Below are 19550 nucleotides of genomic sequence, written 5' to 3' on the forward strand. Positions count from 1 at the left end.
ATAAGAGAATATCTGTTATATAAGCATAACCACTCTTGCCAATACTGCGGTGGTTATACTAACGATCCAGTATTAGAAGTTGAACATAAAATACCTAAATCTTGTGGTGGTACTGATAAATTAAGCAATTTAACTCTTTCCTGTAAAACTTGCAATCAAGACAAGGATAATTATACTCTTAAAGAATGGTTAACTGATTTAGAGGATAAAGATTTTAGAAAAAAGCTATTTAAACTTAGATATAACAATGTTAAAGAAATCTTAAATAAAGAAGAAAATATAAATTTAAAAGGTGCAGGCAGAGTTAATAGTTATAGATTTAAATTAGGTAATGAGATTAAAAAATTACATTCTAAAGTAAAATTTAGCACAGGGGCAAAGACTAAATACAATCGTAACCAAATAGCTAATTTAGATAAAAGACATTATTTTGATGCTTTATGTGTTGAAGAAGCTGAAAGTAATTATACTTTTGATAAAGGATTTAAGGTATTAAATATTAAAGCTACTGGTCGAGGTACTAGACAACGCACTTTACTTGATAAATATGGTTTTCCTAGAGCATATCGTAGCAATCAAAAGTATGTAGATAGATTTAAAACAGGAGATTTAGTTAAAGCAAAAATAACCAAAGGTAAAAATAAAGGAGTTTATTTTGCTCGTGTATCAACGAGAAAGAGTAGTTATTTTAGACTAGATTGTTTTGATGGTTCTAAAGTAGATGGAGTTAATAGTAAATATTTAGAGTTATTACAGCGTGGGGATGGGTATTCTTATAGTTTTGAAAAACTAGCAGTTTAAAAACCAAACTGCTGTTAATTTTCCTCCCCATACTAAAGTAAGGGGTTTCCAATTAACAAGTTCTATGAAAAAGAGTTTAGTGAGAGAATGTTTAAGTATTTTTATCGTATATATGATAAATATAATAAAAAGATAGTAGCACTTACTATTTTTACTGAAGATAAAACAGGGTATAAACCTGATAGATTCGAATATGATTTTCATGGTACTAAATTAGATTATCAGTATAACGTTTATAAAGTATTGGAACAGAATGAAAAAAAGTTATTGGATTCTGATAATCCTTTTGCTTTAGTAATTTTAGCAGGGTTGTATACTTTACAGACTAAAGGTGAAGAAAACTTAAGGTATAACTTTAAAAGGAAGTTATTTAAATTATTATTAGAGCGAGGTCATGATAAAGAGAAGATATATAAGATTTTTGAATTTTTGGATGGAATATTGTTTTTACCATCTAATCTTGAGTTGAAATTTAGAGATGATGTTATTAAAAGTATTGGAGGTGATAAGATGGGAGTTTCAAAGGAGATGACTAATTTGTATCAAGCTGGAAAGTCTAAAGGGAAAAAAGAGGGAAAAGCAGAAGGAAAGATAGAAGGAAAAAAAGAAGGAATGATAGAGATGGTTGAAAACTTATTAAAAGTGGGAGTAGAAGTAGATAAAATAATTGAAGCTAGTGGACTATCTGAAGAGGAGATAAAGAAGATTAAGAAAAAGACTAGACATTAAAAGATCAAATAGGTAAAGTTTATTTATTCTGTACCGGGCTGGGAAGTTGGCCCGGTATCTGTTTATGTAAAATAAAAAATATGTTATAATTAAATTAAGGTAGTTTTTATCGAGAAGGAACTAGAAGAAGTATTTTCAGATATACTATATAAAGTTAGCTTAAATAATAAGGATGCTTATATATATCTACTATTTGAACATAAGAGCTATACCTATAAAAAGATAAGTATTCAGTTACTAAAGTATTTAATCAAGATCTGGGAACTAAAATTAAAGCAGACAGAAAGAGAAAAATTGCCATTAGTTATCCCCATGGTATTTTATCATGGCAGGCAGGAATGGAATATCGAATTAAATTTATCTAGTTTACTAGGAGAGATTCCAGAGGAATTAGAAAAGTATATCCCTGATTTTGAGTATTTACTATATGACTTATCGCCATATAGTGAAGAAGAGATTAAGGGAACAGCTAAGGCACGGGTATTTTTAGAAATAATTAGGGCAATATTTAGTGATGATTTTAAGGAAAGAGTTAAAGAAGCACTGCTGGTTTTGGATAAATTAGAGGAAAAGGAAACTGGAATGGAGTATTTCGAAACAGTGGTTAAGTATATTATGAGTGCTAAGGATGATTTAACAGAAAAGGAACTAAAAGAGGTAGCAAAAGAAATTTCTACTGAAAGGAGTGAAAAGATTATGACTATTGCTGAGAAGTTACGAGAAGAAGGTAAGAAAGAGGGAAAAAAGGAAGGAAAGAGAGAAGGCAAAAGAGAAATGGCTAAAAACTTATTAAATGTAGGAGTTGAGATAGATAAAATAGTTGAAGCTAGTGGATTATCTGAAAAAGAGATAAAGGAAATTAAGAAAAAGACTAGACATTAGAAGATCAAATAAGTAAAGTTTATTTATTCTGTACCGGGCTGGGAAGTTGGCCCGGTATCTGTTTATGTAAAATAAAAAATATGTTATAATTAAATTAAGGTAGTTTTTATCGAGAAGGAACTAGAAGAAGTATTTTCAGATATACTATATAAAGTTAGCTTAAATAATAAGGATGCTTATATATATCTACTATTTGAACATAAGAGCTATACCTATAAAAAGATAAGTATTCAGTTACTAAAGTATGTAATCAAGATCTGGGAACTAAAATTAAAGCAGACAGAAAGAGGAAAATTGCTATTAGTCATCCCTATGGTATTTTATCATGGCAGGCAAGAATGGAATATTGGATTAAATTTATCTAGTTTACTAGGAGAGATTCCAGAGGAATTAGAAAAGTATATACCTGATTTTGAGTATTTACTATATGACTTATCGCCATATAGTGAAGAGGAGATTAAAGGGACAGCCAAGGCATGGGTATTTTTAGAAATAATTAGGGCAATATTTAGTGATGGTTTTAAGGAAAGACTTAAAGAAGCACTATTGGTTTTAGATAAATTAGAGGAAAAAGGAACTGGTTTAGAGTATTTTGAAACGGTGGTTAAGTATATTATGAGTGCTAATGATGATTTAACAGAAGAAGATCTAAAAGAGGTAGCAAAAGAAATTTCTACTGAAAGGAGTGAAAAGATCATGACTATTGCTGAGAAGTTACGAGAAGAAGGTAAGAAGGAAGGTAAAAAAGAAGGAAAGATAGAAGGTAAAAGAGAAGGTAAGATGGAAATGGCTAAAAATTTATTGAATGTAGGAGTTGAGATAGATAAAATAGTTGAAGCTAGTGGATTATCTGAAGAGGAGATAAAGAAGATTAAGAAAAAGACTAGACATTAGAAGAACAAATAAGTAAAGTTTATTTATTCTGTACCGGGCTGGGAAGTTGGCCCGGTATTTTTTGTTCAGCAGATAAAAGAGTTGAGATTATTGTTTATATCGACCTAATATTAACGAACCTTTTGTTATTGATTGGTTCTGTTCAAATTGTAAAGAGGAGTGGAATAATAAAATTATATTAGAAATAGATATACGAGAGGTAACAGAAGAAGACAAAATGTATGAATGAATTGTTTTAATTTTACTCTTGGCCGGTATTTAGATGTGAGATTTAAAGCAATAGTAAAATATGATACAATATATTTACAAAGATTATAAAGGATGATTAGGTAATGAATAATTCACATGTCTACTGAGAGGGGTGAAGAAGAAAGCAAGTTAAAAATAGCAAGGCGATTACTAAAAAAGGAATGGAGATTAAAGATATTGAGGATGTTACTAAATTATCTAAAGAGAAGATAAATGAAATTAAGGAACAAACGCAGCATTGATTATTTTTGAATTTGTTTTTAACTGTCAATTGTTAACTGTAAATTGTAAATTAATTAAGGGTAGGTGATAATATGCCGGTAGATCATAGTGAAGAGACCTTAGAAGAAGCAATCGAGAAGTCATTGTTAAAGGATGGGGGTTATACTAAAGGTTATTCTCAAGACTTTGATAAAGCATATGCTTTAGATACCAAGACCTTATTTAAATTTCTTAAAGAAAGTCAGCCACAGAAGTGGCAGGAACTAAAGAAGGTTCATGGCGATAAGATCAAAGAAAAATTACTACAGAGATTAGATAGAGTTATTAAAAAGCGAGGGATGCTGAATACTCTACGAGAAGGAATAACTGATTATGGAGTCCATTTCGATTTAGTTTATTTTGCTCCTGCAAATAATATAAATTCTAAAACAATGGAGTTATATCGGCAGAATAAATTAAAGATTACTAGACAGCTCTATTACAGTAACAAGAATCAAAACTCTCTAGATATGATGTTAAGTGTCAACGGGTTGCCACTAATCACAATTGAACTAAAGAATCAGTTTACTAATCAGACAGTAGAAGATGCTAAAGTGCAGTACAAAAAGGATCGTAATTCTAATGAAAGACTATTTCAATTTAATAAGCGGGCTTTAGTTCATTTTGCAGTAGATACAGATGAAGCCTATATGACTACTAAGTTAGCTGGTGATAATACTAGTTTTTTACCCTTTAATAGAGGACATAATAAAGGAGCAGGTAATCCACCTAATCCTAATGGCTATAAGACCAGTTATTTATGGCAGGATGTCTGGCAGAAGGATAGTTTATTAGATATCTTGGCTAGATTTATGCATCTTAAAGAAGAGGAAAAGACTAAAAATGGTGAAACATATACTAAACAAATAATGATCTTTCCTAGATTCCACCAGTTAGATGCAGTTAGAAAGTTGATTTTTGATATGAAAGAGTATGGAGCAGGTAAGAATTATTTAGTGCAACACTCTACTGGTAGTGGTAAGAGTATCTCTATAGCTTGGTTGGCCCATCATTTATCTAGCTTACATAATCGACAAGATGAATTAATCTTTAATTCAGTAATAGTCATTACAGATAGACGCGTTTTAGACAAACAATTACAAGACACAATCTATCAATTTGAACGGACTTCTGGTGTAGTAGAAAAGATAGATGAAGACTCCTCGCAGTTAGCTCAATCTTTAGAAGATGGGGCTAAGATTATTATTACTACCTTGCATAAGTTTCCATATGTCTTAGATAAAATAGGAGAATTACCAGAACGTAATTATGCAGTAATTGCTGATGAAGGACATAGGTCACAAAGTGGAACTTTATCTGAGTCTTTAAAGAAGGTCTTATCTTCTCAAGAAGAAGAGGAAAGTAAGAGTTATCAAGATGAAATATTAGAAGATATGGATAAAAAAGGTCAAAAAGATAACTTAAGTTTCTTTGCTTTCACTGCTACTCCTAAAGATAAGACATTACAAAAGTTCGGGACTGAAACAAAAGATGGTCAGAAGAAGCCTTTTCACCTTTATTCAATGCGCCAAGCAATTGAAGAAGGATTTATTCTAGATGTGTTACAGAATTATACTACCTATAATACTTATTATCGGTTAGCTAAAAGAGTTGAAGATGACCCAGAACTAGATAAGAAGAAGGCTAAAAAGGCTATAGCAGAGTTTGTATCATTACATCCTCATAATATAAAAGAGAAGACTCAAGTAATGGTCGAACATTATAATAGAGTTACTAAGGATAAAATCAATGGTAAAGCTAAAGCTATGGTAGTGACTTCTTCTAGACTACATGCAGTTAGGTATAAGTTAGCTTTTGATAAGTATATTAAAGAACAAGGATTTAAAGACGTAAATACTGTAGTAGCCTTTTCAGGAACTGTAACTGATCCGGATACAGGAAAAGAATATACTGAAGAAGTTATGAATCAATTTTCTCAAGATGAATTACCTAAGAAATTTGCTACTGATAAATATCAAATTCTAATTGTAGCTAATAAATATCAGACCGGATTTGACCAACCATTATTGCATACAATGTATGTTGATAAGAAGTTATCAGGTTTAAGTGCAGTCCAGACCTTATCTAGACTAAATAGAACTCATAAGGGTAAACATGATACTTTTGTGTTAGATTTTGTTAATGAAATAGATACTATTAAGAAATCATACCAACCTTATTATGAGCAGACAATACTAGAAGAGCCAACTGATCCTAACTTATTATATGATCTAAAATATAAGTTAGATGATTTTCAGGTTTATTGGGATTCTGAAATAGAGAAGTTTAATAGTGTCTTTTTTAAGCCTGAATTTAAACAGAAGCCAGAAGATCAAGGAGCACTTAATTCCTATATTGATCCAGCAGTAGACAGATTTAAAGAATTACCTGAAGAAGAACAACATGAATTTAAGAGTACTTTAACTACTTATGTCAGACAGTATTCTTTTTTATCCCAGATAGTACCATTTAATGATCCTGAACTTCACAAGTTACATGCTTATGGTAAGTTTTTATTGAGAAAGTTACCTAAAAAAGATAAGAGTGCTAACATATCATTAGATAATGATGTAACTTTAGAATATTATAGGTTAGATATGACTCAAGAACAGCAAGATATATCACTAGTTAAAGAAGATGGTAAACTTAAGGGAGCTACTGATATAGGAACTGGTAGCCCACAAGAGGAAGAGAAGACATATTTATCAAAAGTAATAGAGATGTTTAATGAACACTTTGGAACTGATTTCTCAGAAGCAGATAAACTTTTTGTAGATCAGATAGAAGAAGATATGATAGCTGATGAAAAGTTGGCTAAGCAGGCAAGAAACAATAGTAAAGATAACTTTAAATATGCTATTGAACGAGAATTTAATAAGAAACTATTTAAGCGGATGGACAAAAATCAGAAGATGTTTACTAAGATAATGAATGATGATGATTTACAAGATGCGCTTAAAGAATATTTATTAGAGAAAGTTTATGATGCTTTAAGCGTAGATGAAGTTGAAGATGAACGAGAAGAAATAAGTTATTGATCTTTTCCCAGGCCAACTGCCCGGGGTTATTTTTTATAGTTAGATTTAATGAACTCTTAGTTGTTTTTAACGAATTTATTAATACGTAATATTAATCTTTGAAAAAAGTAATAAATCATAATATTAACTAATATTAATCAATTAAAGTATAATGTTTCATATTCCATGAAGTAAATTTTATGTTTTAGGGGGGAGGGGTTTTGTCAAAAAGTTTAAGCGACAGTTTAAACAATCATTTAATAAAATATGAATTAGTAGATAAAAATAATAAAGTATATAGATGGTTGAATAAAGACAATGATAAATATGAGAATTATGAAGATTCTTTTGTTAAACTAAAGGAATTGAGAAAGCTACTCAGATTAGATGATCAACAATATCCTACTGATAGATATTATGATTACAAAATATCTAAAGTAGAAGAGTTTTCTATAATAGATGATAATAAATTATTAAAAGTTAAAGGTGCTAAACCATTAATTGATATATTAAATAAGATTAGAGAGAAAGTTAAAAAAGAAGATGTAATAGAAAGTTGGAAAAATATAAATTTTGAATCACCAGATTATGAATTAAAGAAAAGTATAATGTTTGATTTTAAAAAAAATAATATTTGCATCTGAAGAATTAAGAAGATTAATTATTAAAAGTTCTGACAAGAGTAAGGAGATGTTGAATTACGAGAATCCGTATCAATTTTTTAAAAAATATTTTAATGCGAAGAATATAATAAACTTATTAGAAAAAGATCAATTTGCGAAATTGATAAGACAAGCGATGAAAAAATATGTTGAAGAGGAATTGGATGATGATAAACAACAATATAGATTTATTGAAAGAAAAGATGATAGTAATCGTCATTTAAGAGATATTACTTCTGAAAACAAATATAATAACTATGATAATAATATAGCTATATATATTATTCTATTATCATTAAATAATCTAAATAAAGAATTTCATTTAGAAAAAGCAAAAGTTAGTGATTCGGGATTAATATTATTCTTTGAACAAAAGTTATCCAAAAATTATAGCGGTTTTAATATTTCTTTTGGTATAGAAATTTCAAATAGTGAACTTAGAGGTCATGCTTTAAATTTTAGAGTAAGGCATATCATAAAAGATAAAGATCAAGAAAAACTATTTACAGTTGTTAAACCAAATCCTATATGTAAAATAGATGATTCATATAATATTGATACTGCTATTAATAAAATAAAGGAAGATTTAATTTGTGGATTAAAAGAAGAACAAAAATTTACTAATAAAATCATATCATCTTTTAAAAGTTTTGAAGAAGAATATGAAAAAGATGTCTCAAAAAAATTTCCAAAAGAAAAACTGTAAAATCAAATATTAGTAAAAGCTCAAATAAAGATAAAATATCTATGGGATATATGTTTTTGGCCCCTTTAAAAGATGAGATTATTCGTATATTTAATAAAACTAAAGATAAAGAATATGTTGAATTTATTTTTGAAAAAATATGTTTAGGTAAATCTCCTAATTTATCGAATATTATTTGGTTCTGTTTTGAAATTAAAAATAACTTAGATAAATCAAAACTGCAAAAAATTTACTATAAGCGGTTAAAAGAATATTATTATAATCATATCTTGAGATAGATACTTTCAATAAAATTGTAATTAATTTATTAACCTTGTACTCTTAATTGAAGAGCTTATTTTTTATGATTCTATTGGGAGTTAGCTTATTGGGTATATACTTATCTATTTTTATTAATAAAGGGCCAACTTTTGGCTCTTTTTTTATTTAGTGTAGTAAGTGAGGCTGGGAAGTTGGCCCGGTATCTATTTATGTAAAATAAAAGGTATGTTGTAATTAAATTAAAGTAGTTTTTATCCAAAAGAACTAGAAGAAGTATTTTCAGATATACTATATAAAGTTAACTTAAATAATAATGATGCTTATATATCTACCTACACAAATTTGATTCTATTTAAATTAGTTAAGTAGTTGGCAAGGTCAAAATCTTATCAAGTATAAGTATCGTATTCGTTATTGATATTAGCGATCACTAATATTATATGATAAAATAAATGAGTAAGACCAATAATTAAATGAAAATAGAAGAAATTAAGGTGATAAGATGAAAAAGATATTGATAGTTATTTCTATAATTTTATTAGTTATTTTAACAGGACATTTTGCAGATGAAGCTATCGCCAATTTTAAAGAAAATTTAACTCCTAAAGAAGAAAGTTTTCCAAACTCAAATAAAGGAAAAATAATAAAGAATAGAGTAGTTCTAGTACATGGATATAATAAAAATAAAAATGATATGATTATTTTAAAAGAAAATTTAAAAAAGTTAGGTTATGAAGGAATGTTAGTTGATTTACCTTTAACATTTAAGAAGGTTGAAGATTCTAGTATTATTTTTAAGAAAAAAGTAGAAGAGATTATATCTAATTTAGAAGAGAATGAAAAGGTTAGTTTTGTAGGACATAGTACTGGTGGATTAATAATAAGATACTTTTTATCTAATACAGAATATCTAGATAAGATAAATAGAGCTATTCTAATAGCTACCCCAAATCAAGGAAGTAAATTAGCTGATATAGCATCAAAACTTCTATTTACTAAAATCTTTAAAACTTTAAATTCATTACAAACTGATAATGTAAAAAAATTAGGCTTGGAAAATATAGATGCTATTGAAATAGGAGCAATTGCTGGTAATAAGAATAATCTAATTTTGGGAAAATTATTAAAAAATGAAAATGATGGTAGAGTTCAAGTTGATTCTGTGAAATATGAAGATTTAACAGACTTTATCGTTATTCCCTATAACCATAAAGAGATTCATTATCAATTCAAAACAGCAGAGTTAGTTGATTCTTTTTTAAAAAATGGTCGATTTGAAAATAAATAATTAACATAATTTAAAATAAAATTTTAGAGGGCAATGAAGATGAAGAATATAGATTAATCCTAATAAAGAAATGGTTTTACAACGTATACAAGCTGCACTAAAAAAAGGAAAGCATATCATCTTAATTGCGCCAACTTTGGGTCTTTTTTTATTTCCCCCCCATCTTCCATTAAAATTAGATTGAGGGGGAATTTAATTTGCAAATTAAGATTCATCTTTAGGTGTTTCTTCTTTTTCATCATCCTTTGGGGCTAATTCTTTGCTTGTTTCTAAATCAAACAGTGGTTTTAAATTTTTTAATTCTTTCCTGTTAGTTGATCTTCGTTTACTAAAAGTATTCTTTCGTTTATACCATTTAACCATCTCAAAAGATAGTAAGAAGATTCCACCTGCTGATAATATTCTTAACCAGTCGGTTGCTGGTAGTGGTGCAAAATCAAGGTAAGAGTTAAGACCTGGTACGTAAACAACCGATAATACTAACCCAAGAGAAATCATGATTGAATAAAGCATCTTCTTATTACTAAAGAAGTTTTCATTAAAGAGACTGGTAAATTTATAACGTCGTGAGAGTATATTTAAAAGCTGACAGATAACGATAGTCATATAGGTTATAGTAGTGGCTCGAGGATATAAGGTATTATTCTTTGTGAGTTCCCCTCCAATATTACTGATAAAGAGACCATAATTTATAAAAGCTAATCCTCCCATCATAATACCTAAAAAGAGAACTTCAATAGTACTACTTTGGTTAATAATATGCTCATCTCGATCACGTGGAGGAGTAGTCATTAGTTCTTTAGAACCAGGATCAAAGGTTAATGCTGTCAAAGGAAGAATCTCTGCTAATAAGTCAATAGCAAGGATCTGAATAGCTAATATTGGTATCGGCCATCCCAAGAAAACTGCTCCAACTAAACCTAATATTACAATTAATAGTTCAGCGATATTACTGGTTAAGGTGCCAAGTACTGTCTTCTTAAGGTTATTATAAATAGTTCTTCCTTCTTTAATCGCATGAACTAATGTTGGGTAGCTATCATCTAGTAAGATCATTTCTGCTGTTTCTTTTGACACATCAGTTCCCATCTGTCCCATAGCAACACCAATATGAGCACTTTTTAGTGCTGGTGCATCATTGACACCATCTCCTGTAACTGCTACAATTTTATCTTCTTCCTTTAGATTCTGTACAATTTTCAGTTTGTTTTCTGGAGAAACACGAGAGAAGACTAAAGATCTGTTCTCTTTCATTTTTTGTTTTAATTCTTCATCAGATAACTTTTCTAATTCTTGGTTGCTAATTACTGGTGACTTTTTATCACCACCTAGATTGATTTTTTCGGCAATTGCACTCGCTGTTATGGCATGGTCACCTGTCATTATATAGGTGTCGATATGAGCCTTGTGTGCATCTTCCATGGCTTCTTTGACCCCTTCTTTAGGTGGATCAATCATAGCTACTAATCCTAAAAAGACAACCTCTTTTTCAATTTCATTTATATCATAGTCAGTTTCATCAGAATCAAGTTCACGATGGGCGATAGCTAGAACCCGTAGAGCTTGATTTGAATAATTTTCATTTATCTCTGTTAACCTCTTTTTGTCCTGATCAGTAATTTCTACCTTTTCACCATTTTTATAAATATATTTTGATATTGAAAGTACACTATTTAAAGCTCCTTTCATAGTTAAAACTTTACTATCTTCAAATTCCCTTATAGAACTCATTCTCTTACGTTCTGAGTCAAAGCTAAATTCATGAATTTCAGGAGTTTCTTCATCCTCTTTAGGAGATCGGAGGCCTAATTTAGTAGATAAAGTTATTAAAGCTGCTTCAGTAGGGTCTCCGATAGGGTACCATCCTTTATGATCATCATCAGGGGGATGAATTTCAGCATTTGAAGACATAGTTGCAGCATCAAGCATGATTTCTAATTCATCTTTTTCTTCTTTAGCAACAGGTGTGTCATCTTGATGTAGTATATTTCCTTCTGGTTCATAACCAAGTCCAGTGATTTTATATTCTTGATCATTAAACCAGACAGTCTGAACAGTCATTTCATTTTTAGTAAGAGTGCCTGTCTTATCTGTAGATATTACATTTGTGGACCCAAGAGTTTCAACTGAAGAAAGTTTTTTTACTATGGCATTTTCTTCAGACATGCTAGCTACTCCTTGAGAAAGCGAGACGGTAACCTGCATGGGTAATGCTTGGGGGACAACAGCAATAGTTACACCTAGACCATAAATCAGGGCATAATACAGGTTAAGTCCTCGATAAATACTGACCCCAAATAGTATGATACCTATTACAATAGCAGCAATTGCTAATTGATTAGCAACTATCCTTAATTCTTTCTGTAAAGGTGACTCTGATTTTTCTTCTTCTTGTGTTAAAGAAGCAATCTTACCCATTTCGGTCTCTGTACCTGTAGACACCACTACGCCTTTAGCTGATCCAGAAGCAACAGTAGTGCCCATATAAGCCATATTGCTACGGTCTCCAAGAGCACTCTCTTCACTAATTTGATCACTTTCTTTTTCTTGTGGCATTGATTCTCCTGTTAATGCTACCTCATTTGTTCTAAGATTATTAGATTCTATTATTCTTATATCTGCAGGGACTTTGTCTCCTTCCTCTAAACTAATTATGTCACCAGGGACTAATTTCTGTTGTTTAATTTCTTTGAGTTCACCATCTCTAGAAACTTTAGCAGGAGATTTGATTAATTTTTTTAAAGAAGACATTATTTTTTCAGATTTAAATTCTTGAAAAAATCCAATTACTACATTAATAACAACTATTGCTAACATTACAATAGCATCACGATAATTCTGAATTAGTAAGGACATTCCAGCAGCTACCACTAACATTATAGTTAATACATCTTTAAACTGTAACAGAAATAAGATCCACTTTGGTGTTCCTTGAGAAGTTTTTAATTTATTCTCACCGTGTTTTTTTAATTTTCTTTTGGCCTTTTTTTCTGAAAGTCCTTTCTGACTAGTACCAAGTTCTTTAAATATATCTTTAATCTGTTGTTGATAAAAATTAATTTTCTGCACCTCCCTGTTTTTAAGTTTTAGTAATAATTAGTGATAGTTGATATTTGCTAATTTTATTTTTTCATATTTTATTATTATTTATACTAATGATCAACTTAAAAGCAAGAGTATTTCTAGAAATAGTTAAACCAATATTTAGTAATGATTTTGAGGAAAGATTTAAAGAGGTTTTATTAGTTTTATGATATAATTAAGTTAGATATATTGCTGTAGGAAGAGTTTGAATATAAAATAGGAGATACCTGACTTATTCTTTGGACAAACTATTATTTGACAAGAGTAAATTAATATATTATGATTAAGATGAGAATAATTTTCAGTATATAAATATTATTGAATTTCAAAATTATTAGAGACGTTATTATTGCCTATAAAGAGGAGTGGAGTACATATTATGAAAGAAGTTAAAGTAGGAATTGTTGGTTATGGTAATTTAGGTAAGGGAGTACAAGCAGCAGTTAAGCAGAATCCTGATATTGAATTAGTAGGTGTCTTTACTAGACGACCTGTAGATACTGTAGATGTTAACGAAGAAGGTGTTGAAGTTGTAAATGTAGTTGATGCTAAGGATTATACTGATAAGATAGATGTTATGTTATTATGTGGTGGTTCGGCTACAGATCTTCCTGTACAAGGGCCAAAGTTTGCTGCTATGTTTAATACTGTAGATAGCTATGATAATCATGATGAGATTCCAGAGTATTATAGTGAAATAAATGAAGTTGCTGAAGAGAATGGAAATACTAGTGCAATTAGTATTGGTTGGGATCCAGGCTTATTTTCTATGAATCGAATGTTAGCAGAAGCTGTTTTACCAGAAGGGAAAGCTTATACTTTTTGGGGCGATGGAGTTAGTCAAGGCCATTCTGATGCAGTAAGAAGAGTAGATGGTGTTAAGGATGCAGTACAATATACTCTACCTAAAGAAGATGCAATTGAAAGAGTTAGACAAGGAGAAAATCCTGAATTAGCAACAAAGGACAAGCATACTAGAGATTGTTATGTAGTTGCTGAAGAAGGAGCAGATAAAGAAGAGATTAAAGAAGAAATTAAGACAATGCCTAATTACTTTGCTGATTATGAAACTACAGTTAACTTTGTAACACAAGAAGAGTTAGATGCTGAGCATTCTGCTATGCCTCATGGTGGATTTGTGATGCGCAGTGGTCAAACAGGAGAAAATAAAGATAATAATCAAATTATTGAGTTTTCTTTAAATCTAGATAGTAACCCTGAATTTACAGCTAGTGTCTTAGTTGCTTATGCTCGAGCAGTTCATCGCTTAAATCAAGAAGGACAGACTGGAGCTAAAACAGCATTTGATGTACCGTTATCTTATTTAACTCATAAATCTTCAGCTGAATTAAGAAGAGAATTACTATAAGATAGATAAAAGGTCAACTCCAAAAGGAGTTGGCCTTTTTTTAATGAATGAATGGACAATATCAAATTATTTTAGAAAGAAGAGAAGTCTAAACTATAAAAGTGTTGACAGATAAAGAGATAGAAGGCTGGTAAGAAGGGGTTGTTAAGATAAAGTTCAATTCTCTTTAATCTTATCTCGAAATAGGATAGATAATTTTTGTAACTTCCCTCTAATCTGATGAATAGACTATAAAGAGTATATCTTTTTAAGAGAGGGAGGTTATTATGAAAGATAGAGGTTATAAGTATAGTTATTTACCAGTTAAGATTAAGACTTCACGTTTAATCAGACCTAGATTAGAAGTATTATACCCTAAGGTAGTGGGAATGAAAGATTTATTTATTCAGCGGAAGATAAATAAAGATATTTATAACTTAGCTCGAGCGATGATTAGAGATCAGGGATATTATGAAAATCCTCTGACTACAATTGATGCTACTTATCAGATAAAAAATAATCAAAATAGAGTCTTAAGTCTATCTTTAATTAATTACGCCTATGCTGGTGGAGCTCATGGTTTAACAATAGTTAAGTCTTTAACCTTTGATCTGAATACAGGGAAGAGTTATCAATTAAAAGAACTTTTTAAGGCAGATAGCAATTATCAAGAACGTCTATCTCAAATTATTGCTCAAGATATTATAGATCGCGATATTCCTATTTTAGGTGAATTTGAGGGAATTAGAAAAGATCAGGATTATTATATAGCTGATAATATGTTAGTAATTTATTTTCAATTATATGAAATAACTCCTTATTATTATGGTCTACCATGCTTTCCAATTTCAATTTATGAACTAGAGGATATTATAGATGATAGTAGTCCTTTAGGGATGATGTTAGGATGTTTTTAAAGTGTATATTAACCTCTTGGGGACGTTGGCCCTGAGGGGTTAATTATTTTAAACTATGACCAAAATACTATATTCAGTATTTTAGCATTTTTAATCTTAGAATTTAGGCCAACTTTGGCTCTGATTTTTCGACTTGTTTTTTCAAATTGGATATAATATAATAAGTGCTAGTCTCATAAAAAATTGGAGTGTAGTTTAATAGGAGGGTAACAGGATGAGTAACAAAAAAGTTGATATAGATAAAGTAGCAAAGAAATTTTATAGATCTTATACAACAATACATAATAAATTTATGGAGTCTATATCTGGTATTGAAGATAATGGTGATAAAGAATGGTATAGTTCTGTTATGTTAAATAGACTTATGATCACATACTTCATTCAGGAAAAAGGGCTATTAAATAATAATGTTAACTACTTAAAAGATAGATTTGAAAATATTAAGACTGATTCCTTTTATAGAGATTTCTTATTAAAATTATTCTATTATGGTTTAAATAGCTCTAAAACATGGGATGATGAGACTGAAAAATTGATTGGACAAGTTCCTTATTTAAATGGAGGCATATTTGATATTCATTCTTTAGAAGAAAAATATACTTCTGCAAAAACTAATGAATATCAGAAGATAATTAATGATATTAGTATAGAAATTGATAATAATATTTTTAAAGAAGTAATTAATTTTTTTGATAGATATGATTGGTCTTTATATACAGATAAAGAAAGACAGAGTAAAGAAGTATTAGATAATGATAATCAGATTACACCTAGGATATTAGGATATATTTTTGAGAAATATATTAATCAAAAAGAGAAAGGAGCCTATTATACTAAAAAAGATACTACAGAATATATTACGCAATATACGATAATTCCATCTATACTACATGAGCTAAGTGATAAACTTACTAGTGATCAATTTAATGTAATATGGGATACTTTAAATAATAATCCAAGAAAATATATTTATTCTTCAGAAAAACTAAAGCAGAGTATAAATGAAGAATCCTTTGCAAATATAAAAGAGGATTTACCTGCAAAAGTAAAAGTAGGCTTTGAAGATATTTCTAAAAGATTTAACTGGGATAGAATCATAAGTATAGATGAAGAATTAGAGGTAGAATATAAAAATCAATTCAGTATTACTGAAAAGGAAACATGGAGAGAAATCATAAATAAGAGAAGACAATATAATGGTATTTGCAAAAAAATCAAAGATAAAACAAAAGAAGGAAGATATAGTATAAATGATCTTATAACTGATAATCTTAACTTAAAAGAACTTATTAAAGATGTAATCAAAGATGCTGAAGGAGAATTTATTAGAGAGCTTTATTATATTATTGCTGGAAAACCAGGCAAAAGATCTCCTCTTAGTATATTAGACCCTGCATGCGGTTCAGGAGCTTTTCTTTTTTCAGCTTTAGATATATTAGAGTTTATTTATGAGAGATGTATAGATAGAATAGAAACTGATTTTTCAAATCAATTTAAAGGATTTAAAACTATACTAGATAGAATAAATAGTCATCAAAACAGAAAATACTTTATTTATAAGTCTATTATATCAAATAATTTATATGGTGTAGATATAATGGAAGAAGCTGTAGAGATAACAAAAATGAGATTATTTTTAAAGTTAATTTCTTTAGTAGACGACTATGAGGAAGTAGAACCGTTACCTAATATTGATTTTAATATTCTTCCAGGTAATAGTTTAATAGGATTTTCAAATTTAGAATTTAAAAATGATATAAAAAATACTATTAAGTTACTAAAATTAAGAGAAAAGTATATTAGTTTGAAGCAAGAATATTGGAGCAAAGAGAAAGAATATGAAGAAATTAAAAATAGATTTAGAAATATAAAAGAAGAATATACAAGTAAAAAAGATAATTTGAAATTAAAATTAGATGATTTATTAGCAAAGGAATATTTAAAAAGTGAGATAAAAGAAGAGTCTGACAGATTATTTGAGTTAAAAGAAGAATACATAAGATCAAAAGAAGATTATTTAACAAAAGAAAGAAATTATAAAGAAATTAAATTTAAGTATCAAAATATAAGGGAACAGTATACAAGAGAAAAAGAAACTTTAGATAATTTATTACTAGATGAATGCTTAGATATGGAAGAGGAAGAATTTAAAGAAGAATATAAACCATTCCATTGGTTTTTAGAATTTTCTACTATTATAGTTGAAAATGGAGGCTTTGATTGTATAATTGGTAATCCCCCTTATGTACAACATTATAAAGTTGAGTATGAAAAAACAGGTTATAGAGAACAGTATGAAACTGAAAAGTGTTATAATTTAGCTGCTCTTATTACAGAAAGAAGCTATGAAATATTAAAAGACGAAGGGCATCTAGGATTAATTAATCCAATTTCCATAGTTTCAACTCCCACTATGTCTAGTTTAAGAAATCTAATATTAGATAATAGTCAATATGTTTATTATTCTAATTTTGGAGATAGACCAGGAGATTTATTTGAAGGGGTTCATCAGAAGTTATCAATATTATTAAGTAGAAAAAATAGTACTATTAAAGATGATGATAGAGAGTTATTTACAACAAAATATTATCATTGGTATTCTGGAAATGAAAAAAATGAAAGAGAGTTTCTATTTGATAATATTAAATATGTATCTAATCAAACTTCTAAAGATATAGAAGATTGTGTTTTAAAGCTTGGTAGTAATATTGGAAAGGGAATTTGGAATAAAATACAGAATAAAAATAAAAGTTTATATGATCTACTTGATAAAAAGACAGAAACTCCATATAGTATTTATTTAAGTAAAAGAATGACATTTTGGACAAAATGTTTTCTTGGATTTGGAACAGAACAAAAAGGACTAGATTCAGATGAATTCTCCAATGAGTTTGATAAATATTATCTAGAGAGTGACCAACAGGCTAAAGTAATTATGGCAGTATTAAATTCTAATCTATTCTTTTATTTTTGGGAAGTTGTTTCAGATTGTTGGCATATAACAAATAAAGAACTAGAATTATTTAAGGTTGATGTAAATAGTATGAAAGATGAGATAAAAGAAAAACTAGTTCAGAAAGCAGTAGAACTTGAACAGGATATAGCTAAACATAAAAAAGATGTAAATACTAAACAGACAAGTGTTGAGTATAAACATAAAAAGTCTAAGAATATAATTGATGAAATCGATAAAATTTTGGCTGAATATTATGGTTTTACTGATCAAGAGGTAGATTATTTAAGAAGTTATAATTTGAAGTATAGAGCAAGTGATTATTTAGAAAATTATATAGATAAGATTTCTAATAATAAATAGAGGTGAGTTAAAAATATGAATGTAGTTGATCTGTTTTCAGGAGCAGGAGGTTTTTCAGAAGGGTTTAAGAAGGCAGGCTTTCATAATTTGGCTGCTGTAGAAAAGGATGAGAAGATAGCTAAAACTTATGAATGTAATCATTCAACAACAAAAGTTATTCAAGAAGATATGAAAAATCAATCAAAAGTTATTAATAAATTAGAAACTGCAATAGATGGTAAGAAAGTTGATGTTGTAATAGGTGGACCTCCTTGTCAAGGATTCAGTTTAGCAGGAGCTAGAAATAGGGAAGATAGCCCTTCAGATGATGAAAGAAATTATCTGTTTAGAGACTATTTTAATACACTGATAGAGCTAGCACCTGATTATTTTGTAATGGAGAATGTTGAAGGACTTTTAAGTTCTAATGATGGAAAAATTATAGATGAAATAATAAGATTATTTAGTAGAGAAGGCTATAAAGTAGATAAAGAAGTTTTAAATACAGCTGATTTTGGAGTTCCACAATCTAGAAAAAGGTTGTTTATAGTAGGCTCAAAATATGAAAAAATAAATTTAGCTGAAGAAACTAAAAAGCATTATAAAGAAAAAGTTGATTTAAGAGAGGCAATATCAGATTTAAATTATCTTGAAGCTGGCGAAGGAAAAAAAGAGTTAGCTTATGAAAATGATTATATAGAGCAAGAGATAAATGAAGATTTAACCAAGTATCAAAAAGCAAGAAGAGAAAGATCGAAAAAGTTATATAATCATAAAGCAACTAGACATAGTAAATCTACAGTAGAAAAAATTAAACTAGTCGATCCTGGCGAGAACTGGGAACAATTGACTGATAGATATGATATTAATTCTAATCATAGTGGTGCATATGGAAGATTAAAATGGGACCAGCAGGCAGTAACAATTACGACTAGATTTGATACTCCTCCTGGTGGGAGATTTATTCATCCAGAAAGGAATCGAACGTTAACGGCTAGAGAAGCTGCAAGAATACAGTCATTTGATGACAATTATAAGTTTTTAGGAACAAAATCTTCTATAAGAGTACAGATCGGAAATGCTGTGCCTCCTTTAATGGCTCAGGTGATTGCAAAGATAATAAAAGAAGATATTGAGAAGAGAAGGTAGATCTACC

13 protein-coding genes are annotated in these 19550 nt (G+C 29.2%); 12 read left to right on the forward strand and 1 reads right to left on the reverse strand.

Going from position 1 to position 19550, the window contains the following annotated elements; genetic code table 11:
* Window positions 1–12: 12 nt before the first annotated feature.
* The 8 genes from ACYQ39_RS13100 (at window position 13) to ACYQ39_RS13135 (ending at window position 9750) form a co-directional block, all read left to right on the forward strand.
* Window positions 13–801 (forward strand): HNH endonuclease, encoded by a 789-nt coding sequence (locus ACYQ39_RS13100; protein WP_459844363.1) that lies wholly within the window; start codon window positions 13–15, stop codon window positions 799–801.
* Between the two features lie 87 nt (window positions 802–888).
* Complete coding sequence (locus ACYQ39_RS13105) at window positions 889–1530, forward strand: RpnC/YadD family protein (protein ID WP_459843935.1); 642 nt, start codon at window positions 889–891, stop codon at window positions 1528–1530.
* 108 nt (window positions 1531–1638) lie between these two features.
* Window positions 1639–2412, forward strand: coding sequence for an Rpn family recombination-promoting nuclease/putative transposase (locus ACYQ39_RS13110; protein ID WP_459844366.1), 774 nt, complete (start codon window positions 1639–1641; stop codon window positions 2410–2412).
* Between the two features lie 108 nt (window positions 2413–2520).
* Window positions 2521–3306, forward strand: a complete 786-nt coding sequence (locus ACYQ39_RS13115; RefSeq protein ID WP_459844369.1) for an Rpn family recombination-promoting nuclease/putative transposase — start codon at window positions 2521–2523, stop codon at window positions 3304–3306.
* Window positions 3307–3869: 563 nt separating this feature from the next.
* Complete coding sequence (locus tag ACYQ39_RS13120) at window positions 3870–6854, forward strand: type I restriction endonuclease subunit R (protein ID WP_459843938.1); 2985 nt, start codon at window positions 3870–3872, stop codon at window positions 6852–6854.
* 200 nt (window positions 6855–7054) lie between these two features.
* Window positions 7055–7477, forward strand: coding sequence for a hypothetical protein (locus ACYQ39_RS13125; protein ID WP_459843941.1), 423 nt, complete (start codon window positions 7055–7057; stop codon window positions 7475–7477).
* A 46-nt stretch (window positions 7478–7523) separates the two neighbouring features.
* A complete protein-coding gene (locus tag ACYQ39_RS13130; RefSeq protein WP_459843944.1) occupies window positions 7524–8201 on the forward strand; it encodes a hypothetical protein in 678 nt (225 codons plus the stop codon).
* A gap of 763 nt (window positions 8202–8964) precedes the next feature.
* Entirely contained in the window at window positions 8965–9750 is a 786-nt protein-coding gene (locus tag ACYQ39_RS13135; protein WP_459843947.1) for an alpha/beta hydrolase, read from the forward strand.
* Window positions 9751–9954: 204 nt separating this feature from the next.
* Here the strand turns inward: ACYQ39_RS13135 and ACYQ39_RS13140 are convergent, their stop codons facing one another.
* On the reverse strand, window positions 9955–12819 hold the full coding sequence (locus tag ACYQ39_RS13140) for a cation-translocating P-type ATPase (RefSeq protein WP_459843950.1): 2865 nt from the start codon (window positions 12817–12819) through the stop codon (window positions 9955–9957).
* A 394-nt stretch (window positions 12820–13213) separates the two neighbouring features.
* On the opposite strand from ACYQ39_RS13140, the gene ACYQ39_RS13145 reads away from it, so the two are divergent.
* From ACYQ39_RS13145 to ACYQ39_RS13160, 4 genes are all read left to right on the forward strand, one after another.
* Entirely contained in the window at window positions 13214–14203 is a 990-nt protein-coding gene (locus ACYQ39_RS13145; RefSeq protein ID WP_459843953.1) for a diaminopimelate dehydrogenase, read from the forward strand.
* A gap of 266 nt (window positions 14204–14469) precedes the next feature.
* Window positions 14470–15099: a DUF3298 and DUF4163 domain-containing protein gene (locus tag ACYQ39_RS13150; protein WP_459843956.1), complete on the forward strand. Its 630-nt coding sequence runs from the start codon at window positions 14470–14472 to the stop codon at window positions 15097–15099.
* A gap of 214 nt (window positions 15100–15313) precedes the next feature.
* Window positions 15314–18415: an Eco57I restriction-modification methylase domain-containing protein gene (locus ACYQ39_RS13155; protein ID WP_459843958.1), complete on the forward strand. Its 3102-nt coding sequence runs from the start codon at window positions 15314–15316 to the stop codon at window positions 18413–18415.
* Window positions 18416–18430: 15 nt separating this feature from the next.
* Window positions 18431–19543, forward strand: coding sequence for a DNA cytosine methyltransferase (locus ACYQ39_RS13160; protein ID WP_459843960.1), 1113 nt, complete (start codon window positions 18431–18433; stop codon window positions 19541–19543).
* The last annotated feature ends 7 nt before the right edge of the window (window positions 19544–19550 follow it).

Source organism: Halanaerocella petrolearia (assembly GCF_054657875.1).

Bases quoted from the DNA above. Each gene is read 5' to 3' on its own strand.
- ACYQ39_RS13145 (WP_459843953.1), top strand. From the start codon at position 13,214: ATGAAAGAAGTTAAAGTAGGAATTGTTGGTTATGGTAATTTAGGTAAG.
- ACYQ39_RS13105 (WP_459843935.1), top strand. From the start codon at position 889: ATGTTTAAGTATTTTTATCGTATATATGATAAATATAATAAAAAGATA.
- ACYQ39_RS13160 (WP_459843960.1), top strand. From the start codon at position 18,431: ATGAATGTAGTTGATCTGTTTTCAGGAGCAGGAGGTTTTTCAGAAGGG.
- ACYQ39_RS13135 (WP_459843947.1), top strand. From the start codon at position 8,965: ATGAAAAAGATATTGATAGTTATTTCTATAATTTTATTAGTTATTTTA.
- ACYQ39_RS13150 (WP_459843956.1), top strand. From the start codon at position 14,470: ATGAAAGATAGAGGTTATAAGTATAGTTATTTACCAGTTAAGATTAAG.
- ACYQ39_RS13130 (WP_459843944.1), top strand. From the start codon at position 7,524: ATGTTGAATTACGAGAATCCGTATCAATTTTTTAAAAAATATTTTAAT.
- ACYQ39_RS13120 (WP_459843938.1), top strand. From the start codon at position 3,870: ATGCCGGTAGATCATAGTGAAGAGACCTTAGAAGAAGCAATCGAGAAG.
- ACYQ39_RS13155 (WP_459843958.1), top strand. From the start codon at position 15,314: ATGAGTAACAAAAAAGTTGATATAGATAAAGTAGCAAAGAAATTTTAT.